Raw genomic sequence first — 24,639 nt, forward strand, 5'->3', positions numbered from 1 at the left:
AAGCTCGAGAAGTTTTTTGTAATCTGCTTCTGGACTTTTTAATAGTGTAGTTAAGTTTTGTGAGGGTTTATCTTTGCTAAAATTGAAATCGATCTTACATTCTTGTAAGAGGTTATTGGTATTCTCAATAAGTGATGGATAGTCTTTAAAAACCTGAGCAATCTCTTTTCGTGAGTACATCAAGTCATTAGGACTTCCCTGATCTGTATGTGGGAGCGTGCTAAGTAATACATTTGTATCTATAGCTCTTAATAAACGATGCGTGTTAAAATCTCGCTTATCGCGAAAGCTTACTGTATGGAGAATAACTAACTTTTTTGTTAATGAACTAAGAGAAGAAAATTTAAGCTTATAAATATCTTTTGCTCGCACACCTATATATTCATTACTAGTAAAGGTTGTCTTTCCTAACTCCATTACATTTTCAAAAGGATAAATAATAATTACATTTTGAAAATGCGGAGCTTGGTCAGGAAATGGAGTTTTGTTATGTAAGTGTTTTGATAAGTAGTTGTTTATTTCAAGGAAGCCTTGGTTATTCATTGCGAGTGCAACGTAGCACTGTTTTGTATTGTTTCTAAAATCGACACCTATGATAGGTTTTATGTTTTTTTCCTTTGCGCGACGCACAAAATTTAGACAGCCAGATGTATTATTAATATCTGTAAGTGCAAAATGATTACACCCTTCATGTATCGCTAGATCTAGTAATTCCTCCTCAGAAATTGTTCCATATCTTAAACTAAAATAAGAGTGATTATTGAGATACATGAATTTAGTCTTGGGGTTTAAATAAATAAAAGAGGTGTTTTTTACTGATGTCTGTGAGCTAAGAGTATAGGAGGTTCACCGTTAAAAGGATTACCTTGATTTCCTATAGTTCTGGATCCTTCACCTATCGTGTTTGCTCTTCGCACGGTATGATCACCATATTTATTTCTTAATTCGTCCATTGCTTTGTAAAGATTTACGGTCTTGTTAGTATTCTCAAAAAGGTCTATTTGATAATGCCCCTCTGTAAGACCACCAAAGCGTACACCTACTAACCTAATAAGCATCCTACGATTATTAAGCTTATTAAAAAGTTCTATTACTGTGGGAATGAGAACATGATCTGCAGCGGTGTAGGGGATACGCATCTGTTTTGAATATGTTTGAAAATCTGAGTATCTAATTTTTAATGTTACGACAGAAGTGAGTTTATTACCACGCCGTAGTTGAAAAGCTAGATTTTCTGCAATGGCAGTTATAGTAGTATGTAACTTCACCATGTCAATTGTGTCTTGACCATATGTACGTTCACTAGAGATAGATTTACGTTCGTGATACTCCACAATAGGGCTATCATCAATACCATTACAACGCTCCCAGATGATGCGTCCATTTTTTCCAAAAACAGAAGTCATCATTTCTACAGGCATTTGTTGAACAAGATCTACCGTGCGCACTCCTAGATTACAGAACTGAATAAAAGTCTTCTGTCCTACCGAAGGAATTTTTTTGATAGATAATGGTGCAAGAAACACTTTCTCATAACCAGGGTCAATTTTAATTTCATTATTAGGTTTTGCTTCTCCCGTAGCCACTTTTGATACCGTTTTGTTAGGAGACATCCCGAAGGAAATAGGTAAACCTGTTTCTCGCATAATACGCTGGCGAAGCTCTTTTGAGTATTTATAAGCTCCAAAGAACTTATCCATCCCAGTGAGATCACCATAAAACTCATCTACACTTGCTTTTTCTAGAACAGGCAGTTCTTCTTGAAGAATTTGAGTTACCTCTTTAGACATTTTTGAATATGTGCCGCCATTTCCTCGTATGTAAATACCATTAGGGCATAATTGTCTAGCTACTTTAATGGGCATAGCACTATGTACACCATAGGTGCGAGCTTCATAACTTGCAGCGCTTACCACGCCGCGATCGCCAGTACCACCTACAATAACGGGTTTCCCTATAAGGCGACTATCTAGCCTACGCTCACAAGAAACGAAGAAAGTATCAAGATCAAAATGAATAATTGTACGTTGCATAATATAGAATTAATCCAAAATTATGGAAATATTCCTATTTAAGTAATAGGTAACCTTATTTTAGTTATTAACATTGGTGGTTCGAGATTCATTGCGTTAACATTATTTAACAACCTTTCGGTTTCTGTTTTGGTTATCTTGATCCTCTTTAATTTTAATTTATTTTAGATGAAAATCACACGTCTTATAGCCCTTATTGCGCTGGTAACTATTACATTCTCGTGTAAGCAAGAAAGTGAGGAGAATACCGCTTTCGCGAAAGCGGAAACCCCACAATTCAACGTTCCATTTGAAAAGTTTACGCTAGATAATGGACTTACCGTAATCTTACATCAAGACGACTCAGATCCAGTAGTTGCAGTAGCACTTACCGCACACGTAGGATCTGCAAGAGAGATAGAAGGACGTACAGGTTTTGCTCACTTATTTGAGCACTTATTATTTTTAGAATCTGAAAACCTTGGAAAAGGTGGGCTTGATGCAATGAGCGCGCGTATTGGTGGTTCTGGAGCAAACGGATCTACGAGTCGTGATCGCACAAACTATTTTCAAACAGTGCCAAAAGATGCTCTTGAAAAAATGATTTGGGCAGAGGCAGATAAGCTTGGATACTTCATAAATACGGTAACAGATCCAGTTCTTGCAAAAGAAAAGCAGGTGGTAAAGAATGAAAAAAGGCAGTCTGTGGATAACCGTCCTTATGGTCACGCACGTTATGTGGTAGGGAAGAACCTTTATCCAGAAAACCATCCTTATAACTGGCAGGTAATAGGCTCATTAGAAGATTTACAAAATGCAACACTACAAGATGTAAAAGATTTTTATAATCGCTGGTACACGCCTAATAATACAACGCTTACGATCGCTGGAGATTTTGATATTGCGCAAACTAAGGAGTGGGTGGAAAAATATTTTGGAGAAATTCCAAGAGGAGAAGAAGTTCCAGCAATGGAAAAGCAACCTGTTACAGTAGCAAATACAAAGCGACTCTATTATGAAGATAACTTTGCTAGATTACCACAACTATCAATGACGTGGCCTACGGTGCCTAATTATGATAAGGACTCTTATGCACTTGAAGTGCTGGCTAGTTATCTTTCTAAAGGCAAGAATGCGCCGTTCAATAAGATTTTAATTGATGAGAAGCAGCTTACGGCTGGTGTGAGAATGTTCAATTTTGGTTCTGAAATCGCAGGAGAATTTGGTTTAAGCGTCAATGCATATCCTGGTAAAGATCTTGATGATGTACTTGTAGGAATTAATGAGGCTTTTACAAAATTTGAACTTGAGGGAATCTCACAAAAAGATTTAGACAGAATTAAAGCAGGGCAAGAAACACAGTTTTATAATGGCTTATCAAGTGTATTAGGAAAAGGATTTCAGCTAGCGCAGTATGAGATTTTTGCTGGGGATCCTGCATACATCACAGAAGATGTAGATCGTATTCTTGCAGTGACTAAGGAAGATGTACAACGCGTTTACGAGCAGTACATTAAAGGGCATAATTATATTGCTACTAGTTTTGTGCCTATAGGTCAAACAACACTTGCACTTGAAGATTCTGATCTTGCACAAGTAGTAGAAGAAAAGATAGTAGAAGGAGCAGAGGAGACATTTGATGCGAGTATCGCAGCAGATTATGAGCGTACTCCTTCGTCCTTTGATCGTAGTGAGGAGCCTGCATATGGCAAAACTGCTGAAGTTACTGTTCCTAATGTTTGGGAAGACAAACTTTCTTCTGGACTTGAAGTGTATGGTATCGAAAATGACGAAGTACCACTTGTGCAATTTCAGATGAATATACGTGGAGGATTACTTTTAGAGGATATCAATAGAGTAGGCGTTTCCAGTTTGCTAGCAGATTTACTTATGAAGGGAACTGCCACAAAAACTACTGCAGCACTTGAAAATGAGATTGAAAGCCTTGGAGCAAATATTTACACGTACTCAGACAAAGAGAATATATACATAGGCGGGAATACACTGGCTAAAAACTATGATAAAACCATTGCCTTGGTTCAAGAAATCCTCTTGCAGCCGCGCTGGGATAAGACAGAGTTTGACTTATTAAAGCAGAGTACCTTAAGTCGTCTGGAGCAGCAACAGGCAAACCCTAATAGTATTGCAGCTATACAATTTGATAAATTAATTTATGGAGAGCGTAGCCTACTAGCTCAAAACAGCTTAGGAACTCCAGCTTCTGTAAATGCAATTACGCTTGAGGATCTAAAGAGTTATTATAACAATTATGTAGTTCCTAATGTTGCTAAAATGCAAGTAGTAGGTGCTGTAGGTAAAGAAAAAGCAACTACAGTACTCGCAGGTCTTAATGATAATTGGGAGGCTAGAGAATTTACAATTCCTGTAGTAGAGGTTCCTAAGGCTCCGGAGCAGTCTAACGTATATTTTTATGATGTGCCAGATGCAAAGCAGTCTGTACTTCGTTTTGGATACCCAGCAATGGCAGAAACCGATAAAGATTTTTATCCAGCACAAATGATGAACTACCGTTTAGGTGGTGGTGGTTTTGCCTCACAACTTACACAGAAACTTAGAGAAGGAAAAGGATATACTTATGGCATACGTTCAGGTTTTTCTGGATCTACACTTCCTGGAGCGTTTGCTGTCTCGAGTGGAGTACGTTCTAATGTAACTTATGAGTCTACTGCACTCGTAAAGGATATTCTTAAAAACTATGGGAAGAACTTCACACAACAAGATCTTGACGTGTCTAAAAGTTTTCTACTAAAAAGTCAAGCGCGTGCTTTTGAAACTATGGGAGCAAAGCTAAATATGCTAGATGATATTGCAAACCTGGGTATATCTCCAGATTATATCAAGGAACGCCAGGCTATCGTAGAGAATATGACAGTAGAAGAAATCAAGAAACTATCAGATAAATATCTTAATCCAGATAAAATGATATACTTGATAGTAGGTGATAAGAAAACACAGATGGATAAACTAGAGCAGCTAGGTTATGGTACTCCTATACTTTTGAATGAGAGTAAAGAACCTGTAAAGAACTAGAAACTCAAATCTCTTAATTATAAAAAGCGAACTCTTGATGGAGTTCGCTTTTTTTATGCTTTCGCGAAAGCGTAATTCCATATAAAACCTATACTACAGCGAATCTAAGCTCTTCTCTTTACCCAAACGTTAAGTAGCATCCCTATGACTAGAACTCCCATCCCTACTAGAGGAGCGGTGTCATACCGTTCATTAAAGAGAAAGTAACCTAAGATTAAAGCATATACGAGTTCCATGTATTTAATGGGAGCTACGGTAGCTGTATCTGCAAGTTGGAAAGAACGCGTTAAGAATACTTGGCCAAAAAGTCCAAAGACGCCAATACCACTTACATACCACCACTCAACACCTACAGGCATACGCCAGTGTTGTATAAAGAAAAGACTACCTATGATAGAGATTACCATAAAGTAGTTGATTATGGTTAAAAAATGTTCTCGCGATCCTAAATAACGCACAATGGTAAACACACCACCTACCAAAATAGAAGACATAATAATGAGTATAAAACTTATCGTATCTATTCTAAAATCGACTCCTTTTAACACAAGAGCTCCTATAACAGAAATGACTAATGCCACCCATTGCCATGGTTTTACTTTTTCTTTTAAAAACCAAAGCGCAAAGATGGCACTAAACAAAGGGGCTGTATATCGTAAAGCAACGGCAGATCCTAATGGGATGCGCTGTATGACCACAAAATAAAGCGCGAGAGAAACAAAACTCAATATCCCTCTAGTTATGAGCCAAGAGAAATTACTCCCTATAACAGGAACTCGCTTGATAAGCATGTAAGGAAAAATAAAAATAAAGGTGCCCACACATCTAAAAAACACTACCTGTAGTGGGTGAAAATCTTCGAGATATTTTGCCAGTAAGTTCATCCACGTAAACGCAAATGCAGCAATAAGCATGTAAACAACTCCTTTTATCACTGGAAGAATTTTACCGCAAAGGTATCAGATAACATATCTATTTTAGTAATTATATAGGTTTATTATAACTACCTATTAACAAAAAATGTAATTGTACCATATTACATTTACACCCTAACCAATAAACAATTATTATTATGAAAAAAGTATTTGTAGTACTAGCACTTGTAGGATTTACATTCTCAACAATCTCTTGTAGAGAGACAACTCAAGATAAAATTGAAAACTCTGCAGAAGCAGCAGGAGAAGATATCGAAAACGGACTGGAAGAAGCTGGTGATGCTATCGAAAATGCTGCCGAAGAAACTGGCGAAGCTATCGAAAATGGAGCTAACAAAGCTGGTCAAGAGATAGAAGAAGAAATCGAAGGAACAGACGATTATAATGGTGATGACGATAACAACTAAGAAGTCGTTATTAGTGTAAAAAAAAAGCGAGCAGTGATGCTCGCTTTTTTTATGTTTGTTTTTACGCTTTCGCGAAAGTGTACTTAGATTACCACTCGTTTACTCTATTACCATCTAGTTTTACAAAGATGAATAGTAAAATAGTGAAGCCCCATAATCCTGATCCTCCGTAACTGAAAAACGGCAAAGGAATTCCTACCGTAGGTAAGAGACCTATGACCATCCCAATGTTTACTACAAAGTGAATGAATAAAATTCCTGCGAGGCTGTATCCATAAATGCGCGAGAAGTCATTTTTTTGTTTTTCTGATAGTTGGATGATCCTCAAAATAAGCACTACAAATAAGATGATTACTAGGGTACTCCCAAGGAAACCCCACTCTTCACCAACTGTTGAGAAAATATAATCTGTGTGTTGTTCTGGTACAAACTTACCTTTAGTTTGTGTTCCTTCTAGAAACCCTCTTCCAAACCAGCCACCATTACCTATGGCAATCTCACTTTGCTGTGTATTATATCCTATACTTTTTGCATCTACCTCTTTACCCAAAACAATATTAAAACGGTCGCGGTGACGTTGCTCGAAGATATTTTCGAAAATGTAGTTTACAGAAAATGCAAAAAGACATGCTGCTGCAACAAGACCTATATAAAGACGTTTTGAGGGTCGTTTTTTTCTATTTCTAGCAAACAGTATCAAGGCAATCACAAGAACAATTAGAGACACATAAATAGGTCCTAAAACTAGTGTAAGCACAAATAACGTAATCGTAGATGCTCCTAGAATTAAATAACTAGCAGCAAGTCCCTCTCTATATAGCGGAAAGAAAAATGCAGCATAAACTAATGCACTTCCAGGATCTGGTTGTGGCACAATGATAAGTGCTGGTATTGCTATAATAGCAAGAGCACGTACTTGATCTTTTATGGTTTTTATATTGGTTTGTATGTCGCTCAGATATTTGGCGAGTGCTAGTGCGGTAGCGGCTTTGGCAAATTCACTAGGCTGCAAACTCATAAAACCGAGATTGTACCAACTTGTTGCCCCAGATATAGTCTTACCAAAAACAAACAATAATATTAATGACAGCAACGAGCCTATGTAAATGACACTAGAGAATCGCTCAAAGAATTTTGAGTCTAAGAAGAGAATAAACGTAATGATAAGAAAGCCTAGAAATATCCACACAAGTTGCTTGAAGTACAAGTTATTCATACTTGCAAAAGCTTGTGTATCTGGATCAAAGGCAGCAGAGTAAATATTAACCCAGCCTATAGCTACGAGGGCTAAGTATAATAAAATAAGTACCCAGTCAAAACTACCAACATTCCTTGTAAAACGGCTCATTAATAATTTATTTTAAAAGGCTTGCCACTCAATGGTTTAGCATATTCTTCCTCAAGGGTATGTGTGAGAATCCATTGTTCTAAATCCTTACGCGTTACTTCTCTGTTAATGTATTTTTCAATCATGAGAGATGCGATACGGCCACCGTAACGAGATCCCCAATACCCATTTTCTACAAAGATGGCAATAGCAATCTTTGGTTTGTCTTTAGGAGCAAAGGCTACAAAAGTAGAGTGGTCTGTAAGCTGTGTTGTTACTCCATCTATTTTAGCATAATTCTCTGCTGTACCTGTTTTACCTGAAATATCTATTCCAGGTACTTTTAAGTTTGCTGCAGTCCCATAATTGTACACATCATTGAGCCCTTGTATCACAGGTTCAAAGTGTTTTGCATCTATAGTGGTATAATTTTTCTGTTCAAATTGAGAAGGAATCGTGTCTTGTCCTTCTATTTTTTTTATGATGTGCGGTCTGTAAAACCAGCCTCTATTTGCAATAGTTGCTGTAAAGTGTGCCATTTGCATTGGAGTAAGTGCAACTTCCCCTTGTCCAATAGAGTTAGATAATGTTGCAGCACTTCCCCATCTTCTATTAGGGTAATCATGGATTTTGTTATAGTATGAAGCCCCTGGAATGAAACCTGGTCTTCCTATAGGTAAGTCATAACCCATAAAATCTCCTAGTCCAAAACTCTTAAGGTGGCCTTGCCATGCAGCAATACCTTCTTGTGGCGTATCGTATTTATTGAGAGTATTTAAGTAAGCAGTTCCAAAGTAGGCATTACAAGAGTAAGCAATACCACTGATCATTTGTACTGGACTTTTATGGTGGTGACACCCAAAGGTCCTTCCTCTACCATATCTCATTCCTCCATTACAATACACTCTATCATCAAGACCAATCGCTCCTTCTTGGAGTGCAATGAGTCCCGTAAGTGCTTTAAAAGGTGATCCTGGCGCATATTCTCCTAGCAATGCTCTGTCATAAAGAGGCTTTGCAATAGAGTCGTTATCAAGTTTTGAATAATTTTTAGATCGCTCACGACCTACCATTAAAGCAGGGTCATAATTGGGAGCAGCCACAAGTGCTAGAATTTCTCCAGTAGATGGCTCAATGGCTACAATGCCACCGCGCTTACCTTGCATTAATTCTTCTCCATATTTTTGAAGTTCAGAATCTATGGTAAGATATATATTCTTTCCTTCTTCAGGTTCTTGATCAAGTGTGCCTTCTTTGTAAGGGCCTATAACACGATTAAATCGATCTTTTTGAAGGTATTTGATCCCTTTTTTTCCTCTTAGGAGCTCTTCATATTTTTGTTCAACACCTTGTCGTCCTATTAAATCTCCGCTTATATAGTAAGGCTGTTTATCAATAATCCCTTGGTGTACTTCTTGGATGTATCCAAGAAAGTTTGCGCCAAAGTCTATCTGATAGTCACGTAATGATCTTTTCTGGATAAAGAAGCCTTCAAACTTGCGCATTTGCTCGCCTAAGTATGCAAATTCTTCTTGTGACATAGTAGGCACTATAACAGAAGGATGCCTAGGAGAATAATGTATTGCCTTGTTAAGTTGTTTTACAAGTTTTTCTTTATCAATATTTAATAATGAGCATAGCTTGAGCGTGTCAAAAGGTTTGATTTCTCTAGGTATAGCCATTAAATCATATGATGGCTGGTTAGAAACTAAAAGTTCTCCATAGCGGTCATAAATACGACCACGTTGTGGGATTTCAAATTGTTGCTTTATAGCGTTACTCTCAGATAAAACAGCTGCAGAGGTGTCATACACCTGCAGATAAAATAGTCTAGCAATAAAGAGTACACCAGTAGTAAGAACAATAAAGAGGAGTAGTAATTTTCTCATTCGTTACGGCTGCTGAAAAGGATATTAAAAGTCAAACAAAGTATAATAGTAAAGATACTAGTGACTAACGTTTTGTTTAAGGTGTAGAGTATATTACTTATGTTAAATACCTCTAGTAAAAACAATACTAAATGGTGAATGAGCACCATTATAGAAATAAAGATGAATCGCTCGTAAAAACTCACCTTAGATAATTTTATGGCATTGTACTCATAACTTACTCCAAAAGAAAATCGTAAAGCAACTGGCCTAAGGTATGCCAGGAAGAGGCAAGCTGCCGCATGCACACCGCCACTGTTACCAAACATATCCATCGTAAGTCCCGTTAAGAAGGCGATAAAAATATATAACGCTCTATTAGCTGTAAATGGAAAGACTAATAGAAACAAGACGTAAGGGTAGGGATTGATGTACCCAAAGAGATTTACATTATTAAAAATATAAATCTGCACAATCATGAGTGCTACAAACCTAGCAATATTTACAGAGACACTATTCTTCATCTTGCTGTGTTTCTAGTGCTATGATTTCCTTCTTATAGCTATTTTCTACCACATACACATGACCTAGATTAGTCATGTCATTAATAAGTTTAATAGATAATGTATAGAAGTTTTTACTTGGATCTAATACAAACTCGTTTACTGTACCTATAGGAATCCCTTTCGGGAAAATTGCCGATTTCCCACTGGTTTCTATGGTATCACCTAGTTTTACAGGTGCTTGCTGTTGCATATCAATAACCTGAACGATATTTGGGTCCTCACCATCCCATTGCATTGTCCCAAAATGTTCCGACGCTCTTAACTTTGCACTTGTGGTAAAGTTAGAATTGAGAATAGATAATACGGTACTGTAACCAGAAGATGTTTTATCAATAATACCTACGATTCCTTTGCTAGTGATTACTCCTTGGTCTTTGTGAATACTATCTTGTGACCCACCTAAAAGAGTAATAAAATTATCTGTCTTTGCATAGTTGTTATTGAGAACCTTTGCAGGAATGTAGGAGAATTTTCGCAGACTATCTGACGGGATAGGTGATGTTATGTCTGTGAGAACTTCAAGGTCAAGATTATCCTCGTTAGGTGATTTCAACATTTCGCGTAAGCGGGCATTCTCTTCTAGAAGCTGTTTATTGTAAGTCTTTAGTTTAAAATAATCTTGAACACTAGTTACAGATCCATAAATGCCACCCGTAAACCAGTTTGCAGAGTTTACAAATTTACTACGGTGATAAGAATGAGATTGTATGGTAAAAACAAGCGACAGCATTAGTAAAAATGCAAACAGCAGGAAGTGCTTGTTCCTGATCAAGAAATTGATAATCTGATGCATAACTTAAGAGTTTTCTATTTAATGAGAACGCTCTTATACTTCGCAATATTTTTTAGGCATATTCCAGTACCTCGTACTACAGCCCTAAGCGGATCTTCGGCAATATAAACAGGTAAGTCTGTTTTTTGAGAAAGACGCTTGTCAAGACCTCGTAACATAGATCCTCCACCAGCAAGGTAGATTCCTGTGTTATAAATATCGGCAGCGAGTTCTGGAGGAGTTTGAGATAATGTTTCCATTACCGCATCCTCTATACGAAGTATAGATTTATCAAGTGCCTTTGCAATCTCGCGATAGCTTATTTGCACTTGTTTAGGTTTACCTGTAAGAAGATCACGTCCTTGAACGCTCATTTCCTCTGGCGGAACTTCAAGATCCTCTGTAGCGGCACCTATTTGTATTTTAATTTTTTCGGCACTGCGTTCACCTACATAGAGGTTGTGCTGGGTGCGCATGTAATAAATGATGTCATTTGTAAATACATCACCGGCAATTTTTACAGACTTATCACAAACAATTCCTCCTAGAGCAATCACCGCAATTTCTGTAGTACCACCACCTATATCTACAATCATGTTACCCTTAGGTTGCATGATGTCTACACCTATACCTATGGCCGCAGCCATAGGCTCGTGTATTAAGTAAACTTCTTTTCCATTTACACGCTCTGCACTTTCTTTTACTGCTCGCATCTCTACTTCTGTAATTCCAGAAGGAATACAAATCACCATGCGCAATGCTGGTGGAAAGAATTTCTTTTTAAGCGCAGGGATTTCTTTAATGAACATCGCAATCATTTGTTCACTCGCGTCAAAATCTGCAATTACACCATCCTTAAGAGGTCTAATTGTCTTGATATTTTCATGCGTTTTCCCCTGCATTTGAGCAGCTTCCTTACCTACAGCTATGATTTTTTTGGTCGTCCTATCCCTAGCAACTATGGAGGGGCTATCTACCACTACCTTGTCGTTGTGAATAATCAGTGTGTTTGCGGTACCGAGGTCAATTGCTATATCTTCGGTTAAAAAATCAAAAAATCCCATAGGGTTATTGTGGAGGTATTAAATGTTAGCAGTTACGCGTTTGTATAAATGTACAAATATTAAAGGGTAAAATTACGCTTTCGCGAAAGCGTACTCCCTTAAACTTATATTAATGTTTAAAATGTCTTGTTCCCGTCATTACCATTGAGATATTGTGCTCATTACAGTAATCAATTGTAAGTTGATCTTTAATAGATCCACCAGGTTGAATTACCGATGTGATACCCGCATTATCTGCAATCTCAACACAGTCTGGAAATGGGAAAAATGCATCACTTGCCATTACAGATCCTTTAAGATCAAAACCAAATGAGGTTGCTTTATCAATAGCTTGTCTTAAGGCATCAACTCTAGAAGTTTGACCTGTACCACTTGCACAAAGTTGTTTGTTCTTTGCAAGTACAATGGTATTAGATTTTGTGTGCTTACATATTTTTGAAGCAAACAGTAAATCTTCTATCTCCTTATCTGTAGGAGCGGTAGTTGTTGCGTTTGTTAAATTTTCCTTCACATCTGTCTTGTTATCGCGACCTTGAACGAGTGTTCCGTTAAGGCAAGTGCGCACGGTTGTCTCAGGTAATACGATATTTTTGAGCGTAAGGACTATCCTGTTTTTCTTTCCTTTTAAAATTTCTAGTGCATCTGCATCGTAAGACGGCGCTATCACTACCTCACAGAATAATTTATGAATTTCATTTGCAGTCGAAATATCTATGTTTCCATTTGCAATTAACACTCCGCCAAAGGCAGAAGTAGGATCTCCAGCAAGAGCGTCTACATATGCTTGGTGCATAGTGTCACGCTGTGCAAAACCACATGCATTGTTGTGTTTAAGAATAGCAAACGTAGGTGCTTCTCCTTGAAATTCTGAAATTAAGTTTACAGCAGCATCTACATCAAGCAGGTTGTTGTATGATAATTCTTTACCGTGAAGCTTCTCAAAAACTTCATCAAAATCTCCAAAGAAAAATCCTTTTTGATGCGGATTTTCTCCATATCTAAGTGCTTTCCCTTCATTTTTACTATGTCTAAGTACTGGGATTTCTTGGTCTGTATTGAAATAATTGAAGATCGCAGTATCGTAATGAGAAGAAACGGCAAAACTCTTTGCTGCAAAACGTTTTCTCTGTGCAATAGTAGTACTTCCGTTTCCTGTAGTAATAATGTCAAGAACCTCTGCATAGTCTTCCATAGAAGATACACATAAGGTGTCTTTAAAGTTTTTTGCTGCAGCACGTATAAGTGAAATACCACCTATATCTATTTTTTCTATAATATCTTGTTCTGGCGCGCCAGAAGCTACTGTTTTTTCAAAAGGGTATAAATCTACAATCACAAGATCAAGCTGCGGAATTTCAAATTCTTCCATTTCCTTTACATCTCCTTCGTGATCTTGACGGTTTAAAATTCCTCCAAAAACTTTAGGGTGTAATGTTTTTACACGACCACCTAAGATAGAAGGGTAAGAAGTCACATCCTCGACAGGTACAACTGGGATTCCTAAATCTTTAATAAACTTCTCTGTTCCACCAGTAGAATAAAGGGTTACTCCTTGTTCGTGTAGCTTTTGAACGATAGGGGCTAAGCCGTCTTTATGGAATACTGAAATTAGTGCTGCGCCTATTTTTTTTGTTGTGCTCATTGTGAGAAAATTAATAGATTTTGGTTGATCCTAAATGGATGGGTTTTAAAAGCTTCAAAAATAGGTATTTCAACCCTTTTTGTTTGGGGTTTCTATTAACAAATTGACATGACTTTGTAACAATTTTTAGTGTGTGGCGTCTTACTCGTATCTTTAGATAAAATCAATCAATGCTAATATATTTAAGAGCCTTAGGGGAGAGTTTTAGATTTGCTGTAAATGCATTGCGCAATAACAAGCTTCGTACGTTTCTCTCTTTGATGGGAGTTACGGTTGGGATTTTCTCAATTATTGGGGTTCTCGCAGCGGTAGATTCGCTTGAAAAAGACATTAAGGGAAGTCTTTCTTCTCTAGATCAGGAGAGTATGATTATCGCTCATATCTCCTTTGGACCTACAGAAGTTCCGCGCTGGAAGCGAGAGCGTTTTCCGCTTGTTACTTATGAGGATTACCAGAACTTACAGCGTAACCTGCCTGGCTTAGGTGCTATAAACTACACGATGTCTATTCCTTCACAAAAGATTAGTTATGAAGGGAAAGTGGTAGAGAGTGTTCAAGTAGATAATGCAACCGAAGGGCTTTTTGAGATAGAAAAACTAGAATTTGAAGATGGACGCTTTTTTAATGAGCAAGAGTCTATAAATGGAGTGCCCGTTGCAATCATAGGATCTGTTTTGCGTGATAACCTTTTTGGAGAAGGTGTAGATCCAATAGGGAAACAAATAAAAACTTTAAGCAGGAAGTTTACAATCATTGGAGTTCTCAAGAAGCAAGGTATTAATGCCTTTGGAGATTCTAAGGATGAGAAAATAGTAATTCCAGTAAATATTATAAGACGTATTTATGGCGATAATAATAGATCTACTTTCCCTACAATGACAATCGTACCTGCAGAGGGTGAGGATGCAGATGAATTCTACGCTATCGCCGAACAGAAAATGAGAGCAGGTAGGTCTATAAAAGCTGGGGAAACTAGTGATTTCTTCATCAATAGACTTAGTGGTTTTACAGATGCTATTGATGGGATTATAGGTGTGCTTACTACAGTGGGCTGGTTAATTGGTGGCTTTGCACTACTAGTGGGTGGTTTCGGGATTGCAAATATTATGTTTGTGAGTGTCAAAGAGCGCACAAACCTCATAGGTATACAGAAGGCGCTAGGAGCAAAGCGCCGTTTCATCTTATTTCAGTTTTTATTTGAATCTGTATTGTTATCTATTTTTGGCGGATTTATTGGACTTGTTATGGTGCAGCTTATAGTATGGCTGCTAGATGTCTCTAAGATTGCGGGAGACTTTGAATTTGTATTATCTTTTGATAATATTTTCTTAGGACTCTTCACAACATTTATCATAGGTATCATTGCAGGGATAATCCCAGCAATAGGAGCCTCACGACTAGATCCTGTAGAAGCAATAAGAACAGGGATGTAATAGCTTTATATAATATAAAAAAGCCCCAATTCTATATTTAGAATTGGGGCTTTTTAATTAGTGGAAGGTGCTTCTTACAGCAATGCTGCAACTTGCACATTTACAAACTCGAGGAAATCTTCGTCATCTTTTGTAAAAGGATCTACATGACTTGAGTCTATATCTATCTGCCCTATGTTTTTACCATCTTTAAATAATGGAATAACAATCTCACTTTTTACAGTGATAGAACAAGCGATATAATTGTCTTGCGCTTTTACGTCTGGCACTACAAAGTTTGCATTAGATTCTGCTACCTGACCACATATCCCTTTACCAAAAGGAATTACCGTGTGATCTGTAGGTTCTCCAGCAAATGCTTCTAGGTGTAATGTGCGCTTTTCATGGTTTGCCATGTAAAAACCTACCCAGTCATAATATTCTATGCGCTCGCGCAATAACTCACATATTGCAGTCATTTTGCTTGTAGCGCTATCTTCTTTTTTATCCGCGATGCGGCTTACTTCTATTTTTAAATCTTCAAAAGCCATTTTTCTTGTATTTTAGACGTTAAAATACGCCCCTTGCTTAAACTACTACGCAAATATAAGTCCGTACTTCGATTTCTCATTATCTTCATAGGAAGTTATTTGGTTTTTGTGGTGCTTTACCAACTATTTTTAACCTACGGAGGTAGTAGTCGCTATTTTCCCGACATTATTACACATACAGTTGCCAGACAAAGTCAATCTGTCATCACATCATTAGGTTATGACATGCAAGTGGTGCCAAGTAAATGGGAGCCTGCTATGAATCTCACAATGAATGGAAAAACGCTTGCTAGAGTTGTAGAAGGCTGTAATGCTGTAAGTGTAATGCTATTATTTATTTCATTCATGCTAGCATTCTTTGGTGATATGAAGCGTACGCTCTTATTCATTTTTGGAGGAGCAGCACTTATTTACGGGATGAATGTCTTGCGCATTGCATTACTTACCATAGGTATTTATGAGTATCCACAATATGCAGATGTACTTCATGGAACCATCTTTCCGGCGGTAATTTATGGTACCGTGTTCTTATTATGGATAGGCTGGATCAATTCTTACAAAAAACCGGTGAAGGATGAATAAGTTAGTCCGCGTCCTGATAGGTGGATTGTTATTGTTGGGATTGTTGTATGTACGCTTTCGCGAAAGCGAACTATTCTACGATCCGCTTATTGATTACTTCCATGGTGATTATCAGAATAAGGCATTGCCCGAACTAGCGCAAGGGAAGTTCTTTTTAAATGTACTCTTGAGGTATTTCATCAACATGCTACTGTCTCTCGGAATTTTATGGGCAGTTTTTACAGATAGGAGTATTTTAAAATTCACGAGTATATTTTACTTGATAGTTTTGGTGATATTATTATTGCCGTTTTACTACTTACTACATCATCATAACCCTTCAGAATATCTGCCGTTATTCTACGTGCGTAGATTCTTAATACAGCCATTGTTGATTTTTCTCTTATTACCTGCTTTTTTTTATTACCGTAAGGTTGATAAATAGGGTATGTGTATTTTTGTAGTCTAAACATGTTATAAGATGAAAAACACTTTATTAGTAATAGCTATTCTAGCAATTGTGTCATGTAAACAACAAGAAGGTGCTAATGTGCAAACCGCTCCTACCCAAGTAGGGATTGATGCTGTAGTAACAGAAAATGGAGATTTAAATGTGACTGATGCTGTTGAAGATGTAACATTTAAAACAGAGGAAGCGTCACAAATTCACGCTTCTTATTTAATGTTAAAAGGTGCGCTCGTAAATACAAACGCTAAAGAAGCTGCTCAAGAAGCGGCAAAATTTAAAGATGTACTAGACGCTCAAGTAGAAAGTGATATCACGAGAAACTTAAGTGACGACCTAGCGCTTATCTCAATGTCTAAAGATGCTGCAGAGCAACGCGTAGCTTTTGAAAATATTTCAAAAAAGGTAGAGGTATATCTATCTAGCGAGATTACATCTGGCACTATATATAAGCAATACTGCCCGATGGCTTTTGAAGGTAAAGGTGCTTACTGGTTATCTAACTCTCCAGAAATACGTAACCCATATTACGGAGACAAGATGTTGAAGTGTGGTGTAGTAGATAAGGAGATTCAGTAATAAACTGCTATTAGCTATAGAGAGCCTTTATTTTTGAAATCTACTTGTGCACTTGTCATATTCTTTTTCTTTGCGTTACGTCCTGCCATAAACGTAGGATATGTGATGTATTACGAGCTCAATATAGATTATATAATAGAGACGTATTGCGTTAACACAGACAAGCCAGCCTTGCAGTGTAATGGTAAGTGTTTTCTTTCTAAGCAGCTCACTCTAGATGTAGACCAAGAAGATCCTTCTCAAGGGCAGCAACTACAGATTGTAGAGGCTTTTTACCCATTGTTTTATCAAAATGAAGATCAGGTAGATATATCATCTACCTCAATAACTTTTGCTAAGGAGAATTTTCCAAATCATTTGGGAAGTATTAAAACCTTCCAAGAGCGCATAGATCCACCACCCAAAACTTATTGAATTTATAAAGAGATACTAGTCTTTTAATATCGCTAGTCTCGCAGTTTATGAGCGTACTCAAAAGAGTACGTTCACTTCACTATACACAATATTTAAAATTCAATAAATGAAAAAATTATATATAGCACTACTCGCCGCAGTAGTTGCTACTAGTACATACGCACAAGAGCAAGAGGTATCACAATCATGGTCAAGTAATCGTCCAGATGGGCATGCTCCTATATCTGTTATGGGTGACCATACTCACAAAAAAGGAGAATTCATGTTTTCATATAGATATATGAATATGCAAATGAATGATCTTAAGAGAGGTAATGATGATGTAAGTTTTGATAGTGTATTACTTCCTAATGGAGGAGAATATATGGTTACACCTACAGATATGCCTATGAACATGCATATGCTAGGAGGTATGTATGCTGTGTCAGATAAAGTTACACTTGAAGCGATGCTTGGATATACATCTATGGATATGGAACACCTTACAGCCATGGGAGGAACATTTAGCACAGCATCTAGCGGAATCACAGATCTCAAATTATCGGCCTTATATACTGTTTTCAATAAGAACAGGCAGCAGTTACACGGTAAAGTAGGGGTGTCATTACCTACAGGAAGTATAGATGAAATGGATGTTACTCCTGTATCTAATGGCAATGAAGTAATACTACCTTATCCTATGCAGATAGGAAGCGGCACCGTAGATGCTCTTCTTGGGGCAACGTTTTTGTGGCAAACAGATAGATTCTCTGGTGGAAATCAAGTAAATGGAGTAATCCGTACTGGGACTAATGATCGCGATTATAGATTGGGCAATGTATATAGCCTTGATAACTGGATTGCTTATAAAACGGCAGATTGGATTAGTTTTTCTGCACGTGTAAAAGGAAGTGTAGTTTCAGAAATAGATGGCGCAAATCCAGATTTGAATCCGCTTATGGTAATCACTGCAGATACTAGAAACTCTGGTGGTACTTATATAGATGGGGGATTAGGATTTAATCTTTACGCCTATAAAGGAGCATTAAAGAATGTACGTTTAGGTGTTGAAGTAGCTACACCTCTCTTACAAGATGTAAATGGAGTACAACTCAAGCGTAAGGAGACTGTGACAGTTGGACTACAATACTCATTATAATCAGTGCTCCTATATAATTACTATGTGATCATATAGGCACAGTAATTGTTATTATAAAGCCAAGTAACATCATTGTTATTTGGCTTTTATTTATTTTTGCATTAATGAAAAACGGTTTCCATAAAATAACATCTTTGTTTTTAGCGCTTTTAGTGCTAGGATCTACGATGTCTTTTAGTGTAGATAAGCACTATTGTGGAGATCATTTAATTGATGTTGCGATTTTTGGTGAAGCTGCTCCTTGTGAGATGATGCAATCCTTAGACGCTAAGTATGGCAAAGACACTTACAAAAAAATGGGATGCTGCAAGAATGAGCAAACCGTTTTTGAAGGTCAAGATGAGCTCAAAATGCAATTTGATCAATTTACTACAGATCAACTTGTATTTTTAAAAGCCTTCACCTACAGCTATACATATCTTTTTTTAGAAGCAGATAAACATTCTGCATCGGTCACAAGTCACCCTCCTCCCTTGATAATTACAGATTATCAAGTTGCTTACAATCAATACCTAATTTAATACCTGTATAAACAGGTATCTCTGCGTGCAATATCATTGCGCATTTGGGATTCCGCTATGGTTTATATGCCATAGAAATATAAGCTAGTTGCTCTTGTAGTAACTACACTTTTATTACTAATTACCCAATCTTTGGGTATAACGAGAATCACAATGAAAAATATATTTATAGTCTTATTGGTGACATTCGCTTTCGCGAAAGCGCACTCACAAGGACCACCACTTACCGCAGATAAACCTATCATGCTAGGTGGCGGAAGTTTTATAGCAAAAACACTTACCGAAATACGCGTTTCAGAAGACGGGACAGCAACTCGCGTACCTCTTATGCTACACTATTTACCTACGTCAAACACGCTTGTAGCGGTGCATTTACCTTACGTAACTTATGATTATGACGATTTTCGCGGAAGCGGAAGTACATTAGGTGACATCAACATTATAGGTAAGTATCAGTTTTATAGAAAAGATGGAACGGGTAAAACCTTCCGAATGGTTGCCAAAACATTACAGACCTTACCTACCGGAGAAGCTCTCGATATTGAAGGTATAAGTACTGGTAAGTATTCTGGGTATTATGGAGTAGTCGCGGGTTATGAATCGCTCAAATATGGTGTTTCTAATGAAGTGGGGTATAACTGGGTGCCAGATGGATCTCTTGATAAGTTGGTTTATAAATTAGGATTTGGATTACCATTGCTTAAACCTACGTATCCTGTAAATCAGCTCAATTTATATTTTGAATATTCTAGCGAGTGGTTTTTAGAGCGTGATCAATTTGAATTGCTGTATGCTCAAGGAATCCAGTACGCAAGAAAACAATGGACATGGGAAGCAGGAGTTCAAGTACCGCTTAGCCAAAACGTTCCTGAGGCAATAGAGAGAAAATATTCTATATACTTAGGAACACGTTTTATACTTTAATAATAACAGTATCTCAAAGAGAGAATTAAATTAAACATTATGAAAACAATAATATCAATATTAGTAATGGCCTTGTTTACAACTATGGGTGTGCAAGCGCAAAAGGAAATGGATCAATTTGAAGTGCAGGTAGACGGCCTAGGTTGTCCATTCTGTGCATACGGATTAGAGAAAAAATTCAAAGAGTTTAAAGGAATAAAGAAAGTAGCCATCGATATTGAAACAGGCGACTTTAGTTTTGAGTATCCTGCAGAAAAAGCACTTACGATGGATGCTGTTGTAAAACAAGTAGAAAATGCTGGATATACACCTATTACCTCAAAAATCACTAGAGCTGATGGCGAAGTAGAATTATCTGAAACGAATACTACAAAGCTTACAAAAGAGAGCATTGTAAAAACTCAGAAAATGCTTGTAGCAGGTAAGTGTGGGATGTGTGAGGCGCGTATTTTAAAAGTTACAAACGGTATAGAAGGAGTAACAGATGCCGCTTGGAATCAGAATAATCAAATGTTAGAAGTTAGCTTTGATAACAGCCAGACAACAACAGATGCAATACAAAAAGAAATAGCTAAGGCTGGTCACGACACAAAAGCTCATAAAGCAACAGCAGGAGCTTATGATAATCTTCCGGCTTGTTGTAAATATGAGCGCTTAGTACAATAGTGTCTTTCACCCCTAAGGTAAAGACGAGTGAGGCAGTTATGTGATAAGCATGCCGCTGCCTCTCTTTTTTAAACACAAAATAACTATGAAAAATTTATACATTATACTCATTGCAGCGCTCACTCTATATAGCTGCAAAGAGGAGCCAAAAACTCAAATCGCTTGGGTACATACCAAGACAATTAATCTTCAAGGCATAAACCCGATTGGGATTGCACAAGATGAAAATGGACTGTGGTTAAGTGATGGAGATCACAATAGGGTGGTTCAGGTAAACCTTAATGGAGATATACAGCAATCTATAGATTCTCTAGATAGACCTATGCATATCGCAACAGATGCTGGTATAGTATATATCCCGCAATATGGTAATGATGAGGTGCTGTCTGTGTTAGGAGCTACAAAAAAGGCTATCGCTATAACCGATAGTCTTGATGCGCCTGCTGGTATAGATGCTAGAGGAAACGCAATAGCTATAGCAGATTTTTATAACAACCGTATTTTATATACTGAAGATGGTGTGACTTGGTCTTCATTTGGAAAAGAGGGTAAAGCAGATGGAGATTTTTACTATCCTACAGACGTGCAAATTACAGATGATGCCATCTGGGTAGCCGATGCTTATAACAATAGACTTCAAAAATTTGATAAAAAAGGAAATCACTTGATGACAGTTGGGGAAGATCAAAAGATGAATGCAGCCACTGGTATCTACGTTTCAGACAAAGAAGTGTTCTCTACAGACTTTGAGAATAATAGAGTCTTAGTTTTTGATCATGAAGGAAATTTTAAACAAGAAATTAATGATGCTATTTTAAAACCTACAGATATGTTGCTAGTAGGTGATATATTATATGTAACTAATTATAAAGGGAAGTCACTGAGTGTATATGAGCAAAAAGAAGTGCTCGTAGAAGCTCCTCTTGAGGAGGAACACCGTGATGACCATAATCACTAAGGACTATGATAAAGCAAGCGTATACAGTAAAGGGAATGACTTGTAATGGTTGCAGAGCAGAGGTGGAAAAAGAGCTAGGCGATATTGATGGTGTTGCAAATGTAATTGTGTCTCTAGAAGATGAAGAAGCTATCCTCACGATGGTTGATCACATTTCTATAAAGACACTGCAAGATACTTTGCCAGAAAAATATAGCTTGTCATCTAAGAAGGTCTCGAAAGCAATAAGTGAAAAGCAAGAGAGTAGTTCTGGAGTGTTTGTAAATAGTGAGTCAGCTGCGCAAGTAGTTGAAGAGTCAAAATTGCAGCAACTCAAACCGTTGCTTTTGATATTATTTTACATCACTGTAGCATCTGTATTGCTCAATTATAAAGAAGCAAGCTGGCAGTCTGGCATGCTAGATTTTATGGGGCTTTTTTATATTGTCTTTAGCTTCTTTAAAATGCTTGATCTTAAAGGCTTTTCAACAAGCTTTTCCATGTATGATCCACTGTCTCGTACAATACCGGCTTATGGTAAAGTCTATCCGTTTATCGAAACCGTACTAGGATTTATGTTTTTAATGCGTTTTCAAGTAGAAATAGCACTTATAGCTACCATTGTGATTCTTGGTGTTACCACGGTGGGTGTGACTAAAACACTGTTGAGTAAAAAGGAAATTCAATGCGCATGTTTAGGCACAGCTTTAAAGCTACCTATGACAGAAGCAACTTTTATTGAGAATGCTATTATGATCATAATGGCAATTATTATGCTTATAAGACTTGTATGAAGTTAAAGTTTACCACTGCCCAGATTTGCACCATTGTGTTAGTAGTTTTCTATATAATTTGGGAATATAATATTCAAGTATACCTGACAGATGAGCATCTCGATTATGGAGTTGAGGTCCGGTATGATTTGATTTTTATTCTACCAATACTGGTAATTATGATTGCAGTTTCTGTCTGGCAATATTTTAAAAAGAAGTAGTACGCTTTCGCGAAACCGTAACAACAATCATAAAAAAACCTCTGCCGAAAAGCAGAGGTTTTTCATTGAATATACCCAGAGGTAACTCAAATAAAGTTTGTCGCACTGCGACTTACATCATTCCTGGCATTCCGCCACCTCCCATAGGAGGCATTGCAGGTGCATCTTCTTTAATATCTGTAAGTGCACACTCAGTAGTAAGAATCATTCCTGAAACAGAAGCAGCATTCTCAAGCGCTACACGTGTTACTTTTTTAGGATCGATAATACCAGCTTTAAGCATGTCTGTATACTCGCCATTTTTAGCATTAAAACCGAAGTCTTTTTTGCCTTCCATAACTTTAGAAATTACAACAGCTCCTTCACCACCAGCGTTAGAAACGATAGTGCGTATAGGTGCTTCAATAGCGCGATTTACAATCTGTACACCAGTTGCTTCATCTGCATTTTCTGTTTTGATTTTCTCAAGAGCTTTCTTTGCGCGCACAAGTGCAACACCACCTCCAGCTACGATACCTTCTTCTACAGCTGCGCGAGTTGCATGTAAAGCATCATCTACACGGTCTTTCTTTTCTTTCATCTCAACTTCAGAAGCAGCACCTACATATAGTACAGCAACACCTCCAGCAAGTTTAGCTAAGCGTTCTTGAAGTTTTTCCTTATCATAATCAGATGTAGTAGTCTCAATCTGAGATTTGATTTGACCTACACGAGCTTTAATAATTTTTGAATCTCCAGCTCCGTTTACAATCGTAGTGTTATCCTTGTCTATAGATACAGTCTCTGCCGTACCTAGCATATCAAGTGTCGCATTTTCTAAAGTGAAACCTCTCTCTTCTGAGATTACAGTACCTCCAGTAAGAATTGCGATGTCTTCTAACATAGCTTTACGACGATCTCCAAAACCTGGTGCTTTTACAGCAGCAATTTTAAGAGCTCCACGTAATTTATTTACTACTAATGTTGCTAGTGCTTCTCCGTCTACATCCTCTGCAATGATAAGAAGTGGCTTTCCAGTTTGAGCTACAGGCTCAAGTACAGGTAGCAAATCTTTCATGTTTGAAATCTTCTTGTCAAAAAGTAAGATATATGGCTGCTCAAGTTCTGCACTCATTTTCTCACTATTAGTAACGAAGTAAGGAGAAAGGAATCCACGGTCAAACTGCATACCTTCTACAACATCTACATATGTTTCAGTTCCTTTTGCTTCTTCAACAGTAATAACACCTTCTTTTCCTACTTTTCCAAATGCTTGAGCAATAAGATCACCTATTACATCATCATTGTTTGCAGAGATAGATGCTACTTGTTTGATTTTATCAGAAGAGTTACCCACTTTAGTAGTTTGCTTCTCAAGATCTGCAACGATAGCTTCTACAGCTTTATCGATACCGCGCTTAAGATCCATTGGGTTTGCTCCTGCAGCAACGTTTTTAAGTCCTTCAGTAACGATTGCCTGAGCAAGAACTGTAGCGGTAGTTGTTCCATCTCCAGCAAGATCGTTAGTCTTAGAAGCTACTTCTTTTACCATTTGAGCTCCCATGTTTTCTAGAGCGTCTTCCAGTTCAATTTCTTTTGCAACTGTTACACCATCTTTAGTCACCTGTGGTGCGCCAAATGATTTTGAAATAATCACGTTACGACCTTTAGGTCCTAAAGTAACTTTTACTGCGTTTGCTAGTTTATCTACGCCGCGTTTTAAACCGTCGCGTGCTTCTATATTAAATGTTATGTCTTTTGCCATTTTGTTTTGTTTTACAAAAAGCTTTATGCGTTATGCAATAAGCTTTAAGCGCTATGTTTAAAATATTTTAATTACTCTTGGTACGCTT

General features: G+C 37.4%; 24 protein-coding genes (1 of these 24 cut by a window edge). 13 read left to right on the forward strand and 11 right to left on the reverse strand.

Features of this window, described 5'->3' with window-relative positions; genetic code table 11:
* Positions 1–771: the beginning of a DNA polymerase III subunit alpha gene (locus KRODI_RS08235; RefSeq protein ID WP_013751135.1), read on the reverse strand. Its footprint begins 2,262 nt before the window's first position; the window shows 771 of its 3,033 coding nt (coding positions 1–771); it begins with the start codon at positions 769–771; its stop codon lies off the left edge, out of view.
* 41 nt (positions 772–812) lie between these two features.
* Complete coding sequence (dinB, locus tag KRODI_RS08240; protein WP_013751136.1) at positions 813–2,033, reverse strand: DNA polymerase IV; 1,221 nt, start codon at positions 2,031–2,033, stop codon at positions 813–815.
* Between the two features lie 168 nt (positions 2,034–2,201).
* On the opposite strand from dinB, the gene KRODI_RS08245 reads away from it, so the two are divergent.
* The gene (locus KRODI_RS08245; protein ID WP_013751137.1) at positions 2,202–5,063 is read left to right on the forward strand and encodes a M16 family metallopeptidase; all 2,862 of its coding nucleotides are present in this window, start codon (positions 2,202–2,204) and stop codon (positions 5,061–5,063) included.
* Positions 5,064–5,167: 104 nt separating this feature from the next.
* Here the strand turns inward: KRODI_RS08245 and KRODI_RS08250 are convergent, their stop codons facing one another.
* Positions 5,168–5,998, reverse strand: coding sequence for a DMT family transporter (locus tag KRODI_RS08250; RefSeq protein WP_013751138.1), 831 nt, complete (start codon positions 5,996–5,998; stop codon positions 5,168–5,170).
* Positions 5,999–6,135: 137 nt separating this feature from the next.
* Between KRODI_RS08250 and KRODI_RS08255 the strand changes: the two genes are divergently transcribed.
* Positions 6,136–6,405: a hypothetical protein gene (locus KRODI_RS08255; RefSeq protein WP_013751139.1), complete on the forward strand. Its 270-nt coding sequence runs from the start codon at positions 6,136–6,138 to the stop codon at positions 6,403–6,405.
* Between the two features lie 88 nt (positions 6,406–6,493).
* Here the strand turns inward: KRODI_RS08255 and rodA are convergent, their stop codons facing one another.
* The 6 genes from rodA to purH all read right to left on the reverse strand — a co-directional run bounded on the left by rodA (position 6,494) and on the right by purH (position 13,644).
* Positions 6,494–7,753 carry a rod shape-determining protein RodA gene (gene rodA / locus KRODI_RS08260; protein ID WP_013751140.1) on the reverse strand — a complete coding sequence of 420 codons (1,260 nt, stop codon included), beginning with the start codon at positions 7,751–7,753 and terminating at the stop codon, positions 6,494–6,496.
* Positions 7,753–9,621 carry a penicillin-binding protein 2 gene (gene mrdA, locus KRODI_RS08265; RefSeq protein ID WP_013751141.1) on the reverse strand — a complete coding sequence of 623 codons (1,869 nt, stop codon included), beginning with the start codon at positions 9,619–9,621 and terminating at the stop codon, positions 7,753–7,755. The genes rodA and mrdA overlap by 1 nt, the downstream gene beginning before the upstream one ends.
* Complete coding sequence (locus KRODI_RS08270; protein WP_013751142.1) at positions 9,618–10,124, reverse strand: hypothetical protein; 507 nt, start codon at positions 10,122–10,124, stop codon at positions 9,618–9,620. Before KRODI_RS08270 ends, mrdA begins: the two co-directional genes overlap by 4 nt.
* On the reverse strand, positions 10,114–10,959 hold the full coding sequence (mreC, locus tag KRODI_RS08275; protein ID WP_013751143.1) for a rod shape-determining protein MreC: 846 nt from the start codon (positions 10,957–10,959) through the stop codon (positions 10,114–10,116). Before mreC ends, KRODI_RS08270 begins: the two co-directional genes overlap by 11 nt.
* Before the next feature lie 14 nt (positions 10,960–10,973).
* On the reverse strand, positions 10,974–12,002 hold the full coding sequence (locus KRODI_RS08280) for a rod shape-determining protein (RefSeq protein WP_013751144.1): 1,029 nt from the start codon (positions 12,000–12,002) through the stop codon (positions 10,974–10,976).
* 109 nt (positions 12,003–12,111) lie between these two features.
* Positions 12,112–13,644, reverse strand: coding sequence for a bifunctional phosphoribosylaminoimidazolecarboxamide formyltransferase/IMP cyclohydrolase (gene purH / locus KRODI_RS08285; RefSeq protein ID WP_013751145.1), 1,533 nt, complete (start codon positions 13,642–13,644; stop codon positions 12,112–12,114).
* Positions 13,645–13,814: 170 nt separating this feature from the next.
* Here purH and KRODI_RS08290 point away from each other — a divergent pair, with 170 nt between their 5' ends.
* Positions 13,815–15,077 (forward strand): ABC transporter permease, encoded by a 1,263-nt coding sequence (locus tag KRODI_RS08290; RefSeq protein WP_013751146.1) that lies wholly within the window; start codon positions 13,815–13,817, stop codon positions 15,075–15,077.
* A 74-nt stretch (positions 15,078–15,151) separates the two neighbouring features.
* On the opposite strand, the gene KRODI_RS08295 is transcribed toward KRODI_RS08290, so the two are convergent.
* A complete protein-coding gene (locus tag KRODI_RS08295; RefSeq protein WP_013751147.1) occupies positions 15,152–15,607 on the reverse strand; it encodes a GAF domain-containing protein in 456 nt (151 codons plus the stop codon).
* A gap of 33 nt (positions 15,608–15,640) precedes the next feature.
* Between KRODI_RS08295 and xrtF the strand changes: the two genes are divergently transcribed.
* From xrtF to KRODI_RS08345, 10 genes are all read left to right on the forward strand, one after another.
* The gene (gene xrtF, locus KRODI_RS08300) at positions 15,641–16,189 is read left to right on the forward strand and encodes an exosortase family protein XrtF (RefSeq protein WP_013751148.1); all 549 of its coding nucleotides are present in this window, start codon (positions 15,641–15,643) and stop codon (positions 16,187–16,189) included.
* Entirely contained in the window at positions 16,182–16,613 is a 432-nt protein-coding gene (locus KRODI_RS08305) for an exosortase F system-associated membrane protein (protein ID WP_013751149.1), read from the forward strand. Before xrtF ends, KRODI_RS08305 begins: the two co-directional genes overlap by 8 nt.
* 36 nt (positions 16,614–16,649) lie before the next feature.
* On the forward strand, positions 16,650–17,213 hold the full coding sequence (locus tag KRODI_RS08310; RefSeq protein WP_013751150.1) for a DUF3347 domain-containing protein: 564 nt from the start codon (positions 16,650–16,652) through the stop codon (positions 17,211–17,213).
* A gap of 33 nt (positions 17,214–17,246) precedes the next feature.
* Positions 17,247–17,627: a hypothetical protein gene (locus KRODI_RS15105; RefSeq protein ID WP_013751151.1), complete on the forward strand. Its 381-nt coding sequence runs from the start codon at positions 17,247–17,249 to the stop codon at positions 17,625–17,627.
* 106 nt (positions 17,628–17,733) lie between these two features.
* Positions 17,734–18,765, forward strand: a complete 1,032-nt coding sequence (locus KRODI_RS08320; RefSeq protein ID WP_013751152.1) for a hypothetical protein — start codon at positions 17,734–17,736, stop codon at positions 18,763–18,765.
* A gap of 104 nt (positions 18,766–18,869) precedes the next feature.
* A complete protein-coding gene (locus KRODI_RS08325) occupies positions 18,870–19,286 on the forward strand; it encodes an HYC_CC_PP family protein (protein ID WP_013751153.1) in 417 nt (138 codons plus the stop codon).
* A 153-nt stretch (positions 19,287–19,439) separates the two neighbouring features.
* Entirely contained in the window at positions 19,440–20,210 is a 771-nt protein-coding gene (locus KRODI_RS08330; protein WP_013751154.1) for a hypothetical protein, read from the forward strand.
* A gap of 39 nt (positions 20,211–20,249) precedes the next feature.
* Positions 20,250–20,876: a heavy-metal-associated domain-containing protein gene (locus KRODI_RS08335; protein ID WP_041295661.1), complete on the forward strand. Its 627-nt coding sequence runs from the start codon at positions 20,250–20,252 to the stop codon at positions 20,874–20,876.
* An 85-nt stretch (positions 20,877–20,961) separates the two neighbouring features.
* Positions 20,962–21,834, forward strand: a complete 873-nt coding sequence (locus KRODI_RS08340; protein WP_013751156.1) for an NHL repeat-containing protein — start codon at positions 20,962–20,964, stop codon at positions 21,832–21,834.
* 5 nt (positions 21,835–21,839) lie between these two features.
* Positions 21,840–22,607 carry a heavy-metal-associated domain-containing protein gene (locus KRODI_RS08345; RefSeq protein ID WP_013751157.1) on the forward strand — a complete coding sequence of 256 codons (768 nt, stop codon included), beginning with the start codon at positions 21,840–21,842 and terminating at the stop codon, positions 22,605–22,607.
* A 312-nt stretch (positions 22,608–22,919) separates the two neighbouring features.
* On the opposite strand, the gene groL is transcribed toward KRODI_RS08345, so the two are convergent.
* Entirely contained in the window at positions 22,920–24,551 is a 1,632-nt protein-coding gene (gene groL, locus KRODI_RS08355; RefSeq protein ID WP_013751159.1) for a chaperonin GroEL, read from the reverse strand.
* Positions 24,552–24,639 lie beyond the last annotated feature (88 nt).

This window comes from Dokdonia sp. 4H-3-7-5, assembly GCF_000212355.1.
Classification (GTDB): Bacteria; Bacteroidota; Bacteroidia; order Flavobacteriales; family Flavobacteriaceae; genus Dokdonia.

Excerpts from the sequence above, each read along its gene's own strand:
- dinB (WP_013751136.1), bottom strand. The coding sequence starts at position 2,033 with ATGCAACGTACAATTATTCATTTTGATCTTGATACTTTCTTCGTTTCT.
- KRODI_RS08245 (WP_013751137.1), top strand. The coding sequence starts at position 2,202 with ATGAAAATCACACGTCTTATAGCCCTTATTGCGCTGGTAACTATTACA.
- KRODI_RS08255 (WP_013751139.1), top strand. The coding sequence starts at position 6,136 with ATGAAAAAAGTATTTGTAGTACTAGCACTTGTAGGATTTACATTCTCA.
- rodA (WP_013751140.1), bottom strand. The coding sequence starts at position 7,753 with ATGAGCCGTTTTACAAGGAATGTTGGTAGTTTTGACTGGGTACTTATT.
- mrdA (WP_013751141.1), bottom strand. The coding sequence starts at position 9,621 with ATGAGAAAATTACTACTCCTCTTTATTGTTCTTACTACTGGTGTACTC.
- KRODI_RS08270 (WP_013751142.1), bottom strand. The coding sequence starts at position 10,124 with ATGAAGAATAGTGTCTCTGTAAATATTGCTAGGTTTGTAGCACTCATG.
- mreC (WP_013751143.1), bottom strand. The coding sequence starts at position 10,959 with ATGCATCAGATTATCAATTTCTTGATCAGGAACAAGCACTTCCTGCTG.
- KRODI_RS08280 (WP_013751144.1), bottom strand. The coding sequence starts at position 12,002 with ATGGGATTTTTTGATTTTTTAACCGAAGATATAGCAATTGACCTCGGT.
- purH (WP_013751145.1), bottom strand. The coding sequence starts at position 13,644 with ATGAGCACAACAAAAAAAATAGGCGCAGCACTAATTTCAGTATTCCAT.
- KRODI_RS08290 (WP_013751146.1), top strand. The coding sequence starts at position 13,815 with ATGCTAATATATTTAAGAGCCTTAGGGGAGAGTTTTAGATTTGCTGTA.
- KRODI_RS08295 (WP_013751147.1), bottom strand. The coding sequence starts at position 15,607 with ATGGCTTTTGAAGATTTAAAAATAGAAGTAAGCCGCATCGCGGATAAA.
- KRODI_RS08305 (WP_013751149.1), top strand. The coding sequence starts at position 16,182 with ATGAATAAGTTAGTCCGCGTCCTGATAGGTGGATTGTTATTGTTGGGA.
- KRODI_RS08310 (WP_013751150.1), top strand. The coding sequence starts at position 16,650 with ATGAAAAACACTTTATTAGTAATAGCTATTCTAGCAATTGTGTCATGT.
- KRODI_RS08320 (WP_013751152.1), top strand. The coding sequence starts at position 17,734 with ATGAAAAAATTATATATAGCACTACTCGCCGCAGTAGTTGCTACTAGT.
- KRODI_RS08325 (WP_013751153.1), top strand. The coding sequence starts at position 18,870 with ATGAAAAACGGTTTCCATAAAATAACATCTTTGTTTTTAGCGCTTTTA.
- KRODI_RS08330 (WP_013751154.1), top strand. The coding sequence starts at position 19,440 with ATGAAAAATATATTTATAGTCTTATTGGTGACATTCGCTTTCGCGAAA.
- KRODI_RS08335 (WP_041295661.1), top strand. The coding sequence starts at position 20,250 with ATGAAAACAATAATATCAATATTAGTAATGGCCTTGTTTACAACTATG.
- KRODI_RS08340 (WP_013751156.1), top strand. The coding sequence starts at position 20,962 with ATGAAAAATTTATACATTATACTCATTGCAGCGCTCACTCTATATAGC.
- KRODI_RS08345 (WP_013751157.1), top strand. The coding sequence starts at position 21,840 with ATGATAAAGCAAGCGTATACAGTAAAGGGAATGACTTGTAATGGTTGC.
- groL (WP_013751159.1), bottom strand. The coding sequence starts at position 24,551 with ATGGCAAAAGACATAACATTTAATATAGAAGCACGCGACGGTTTAAAA.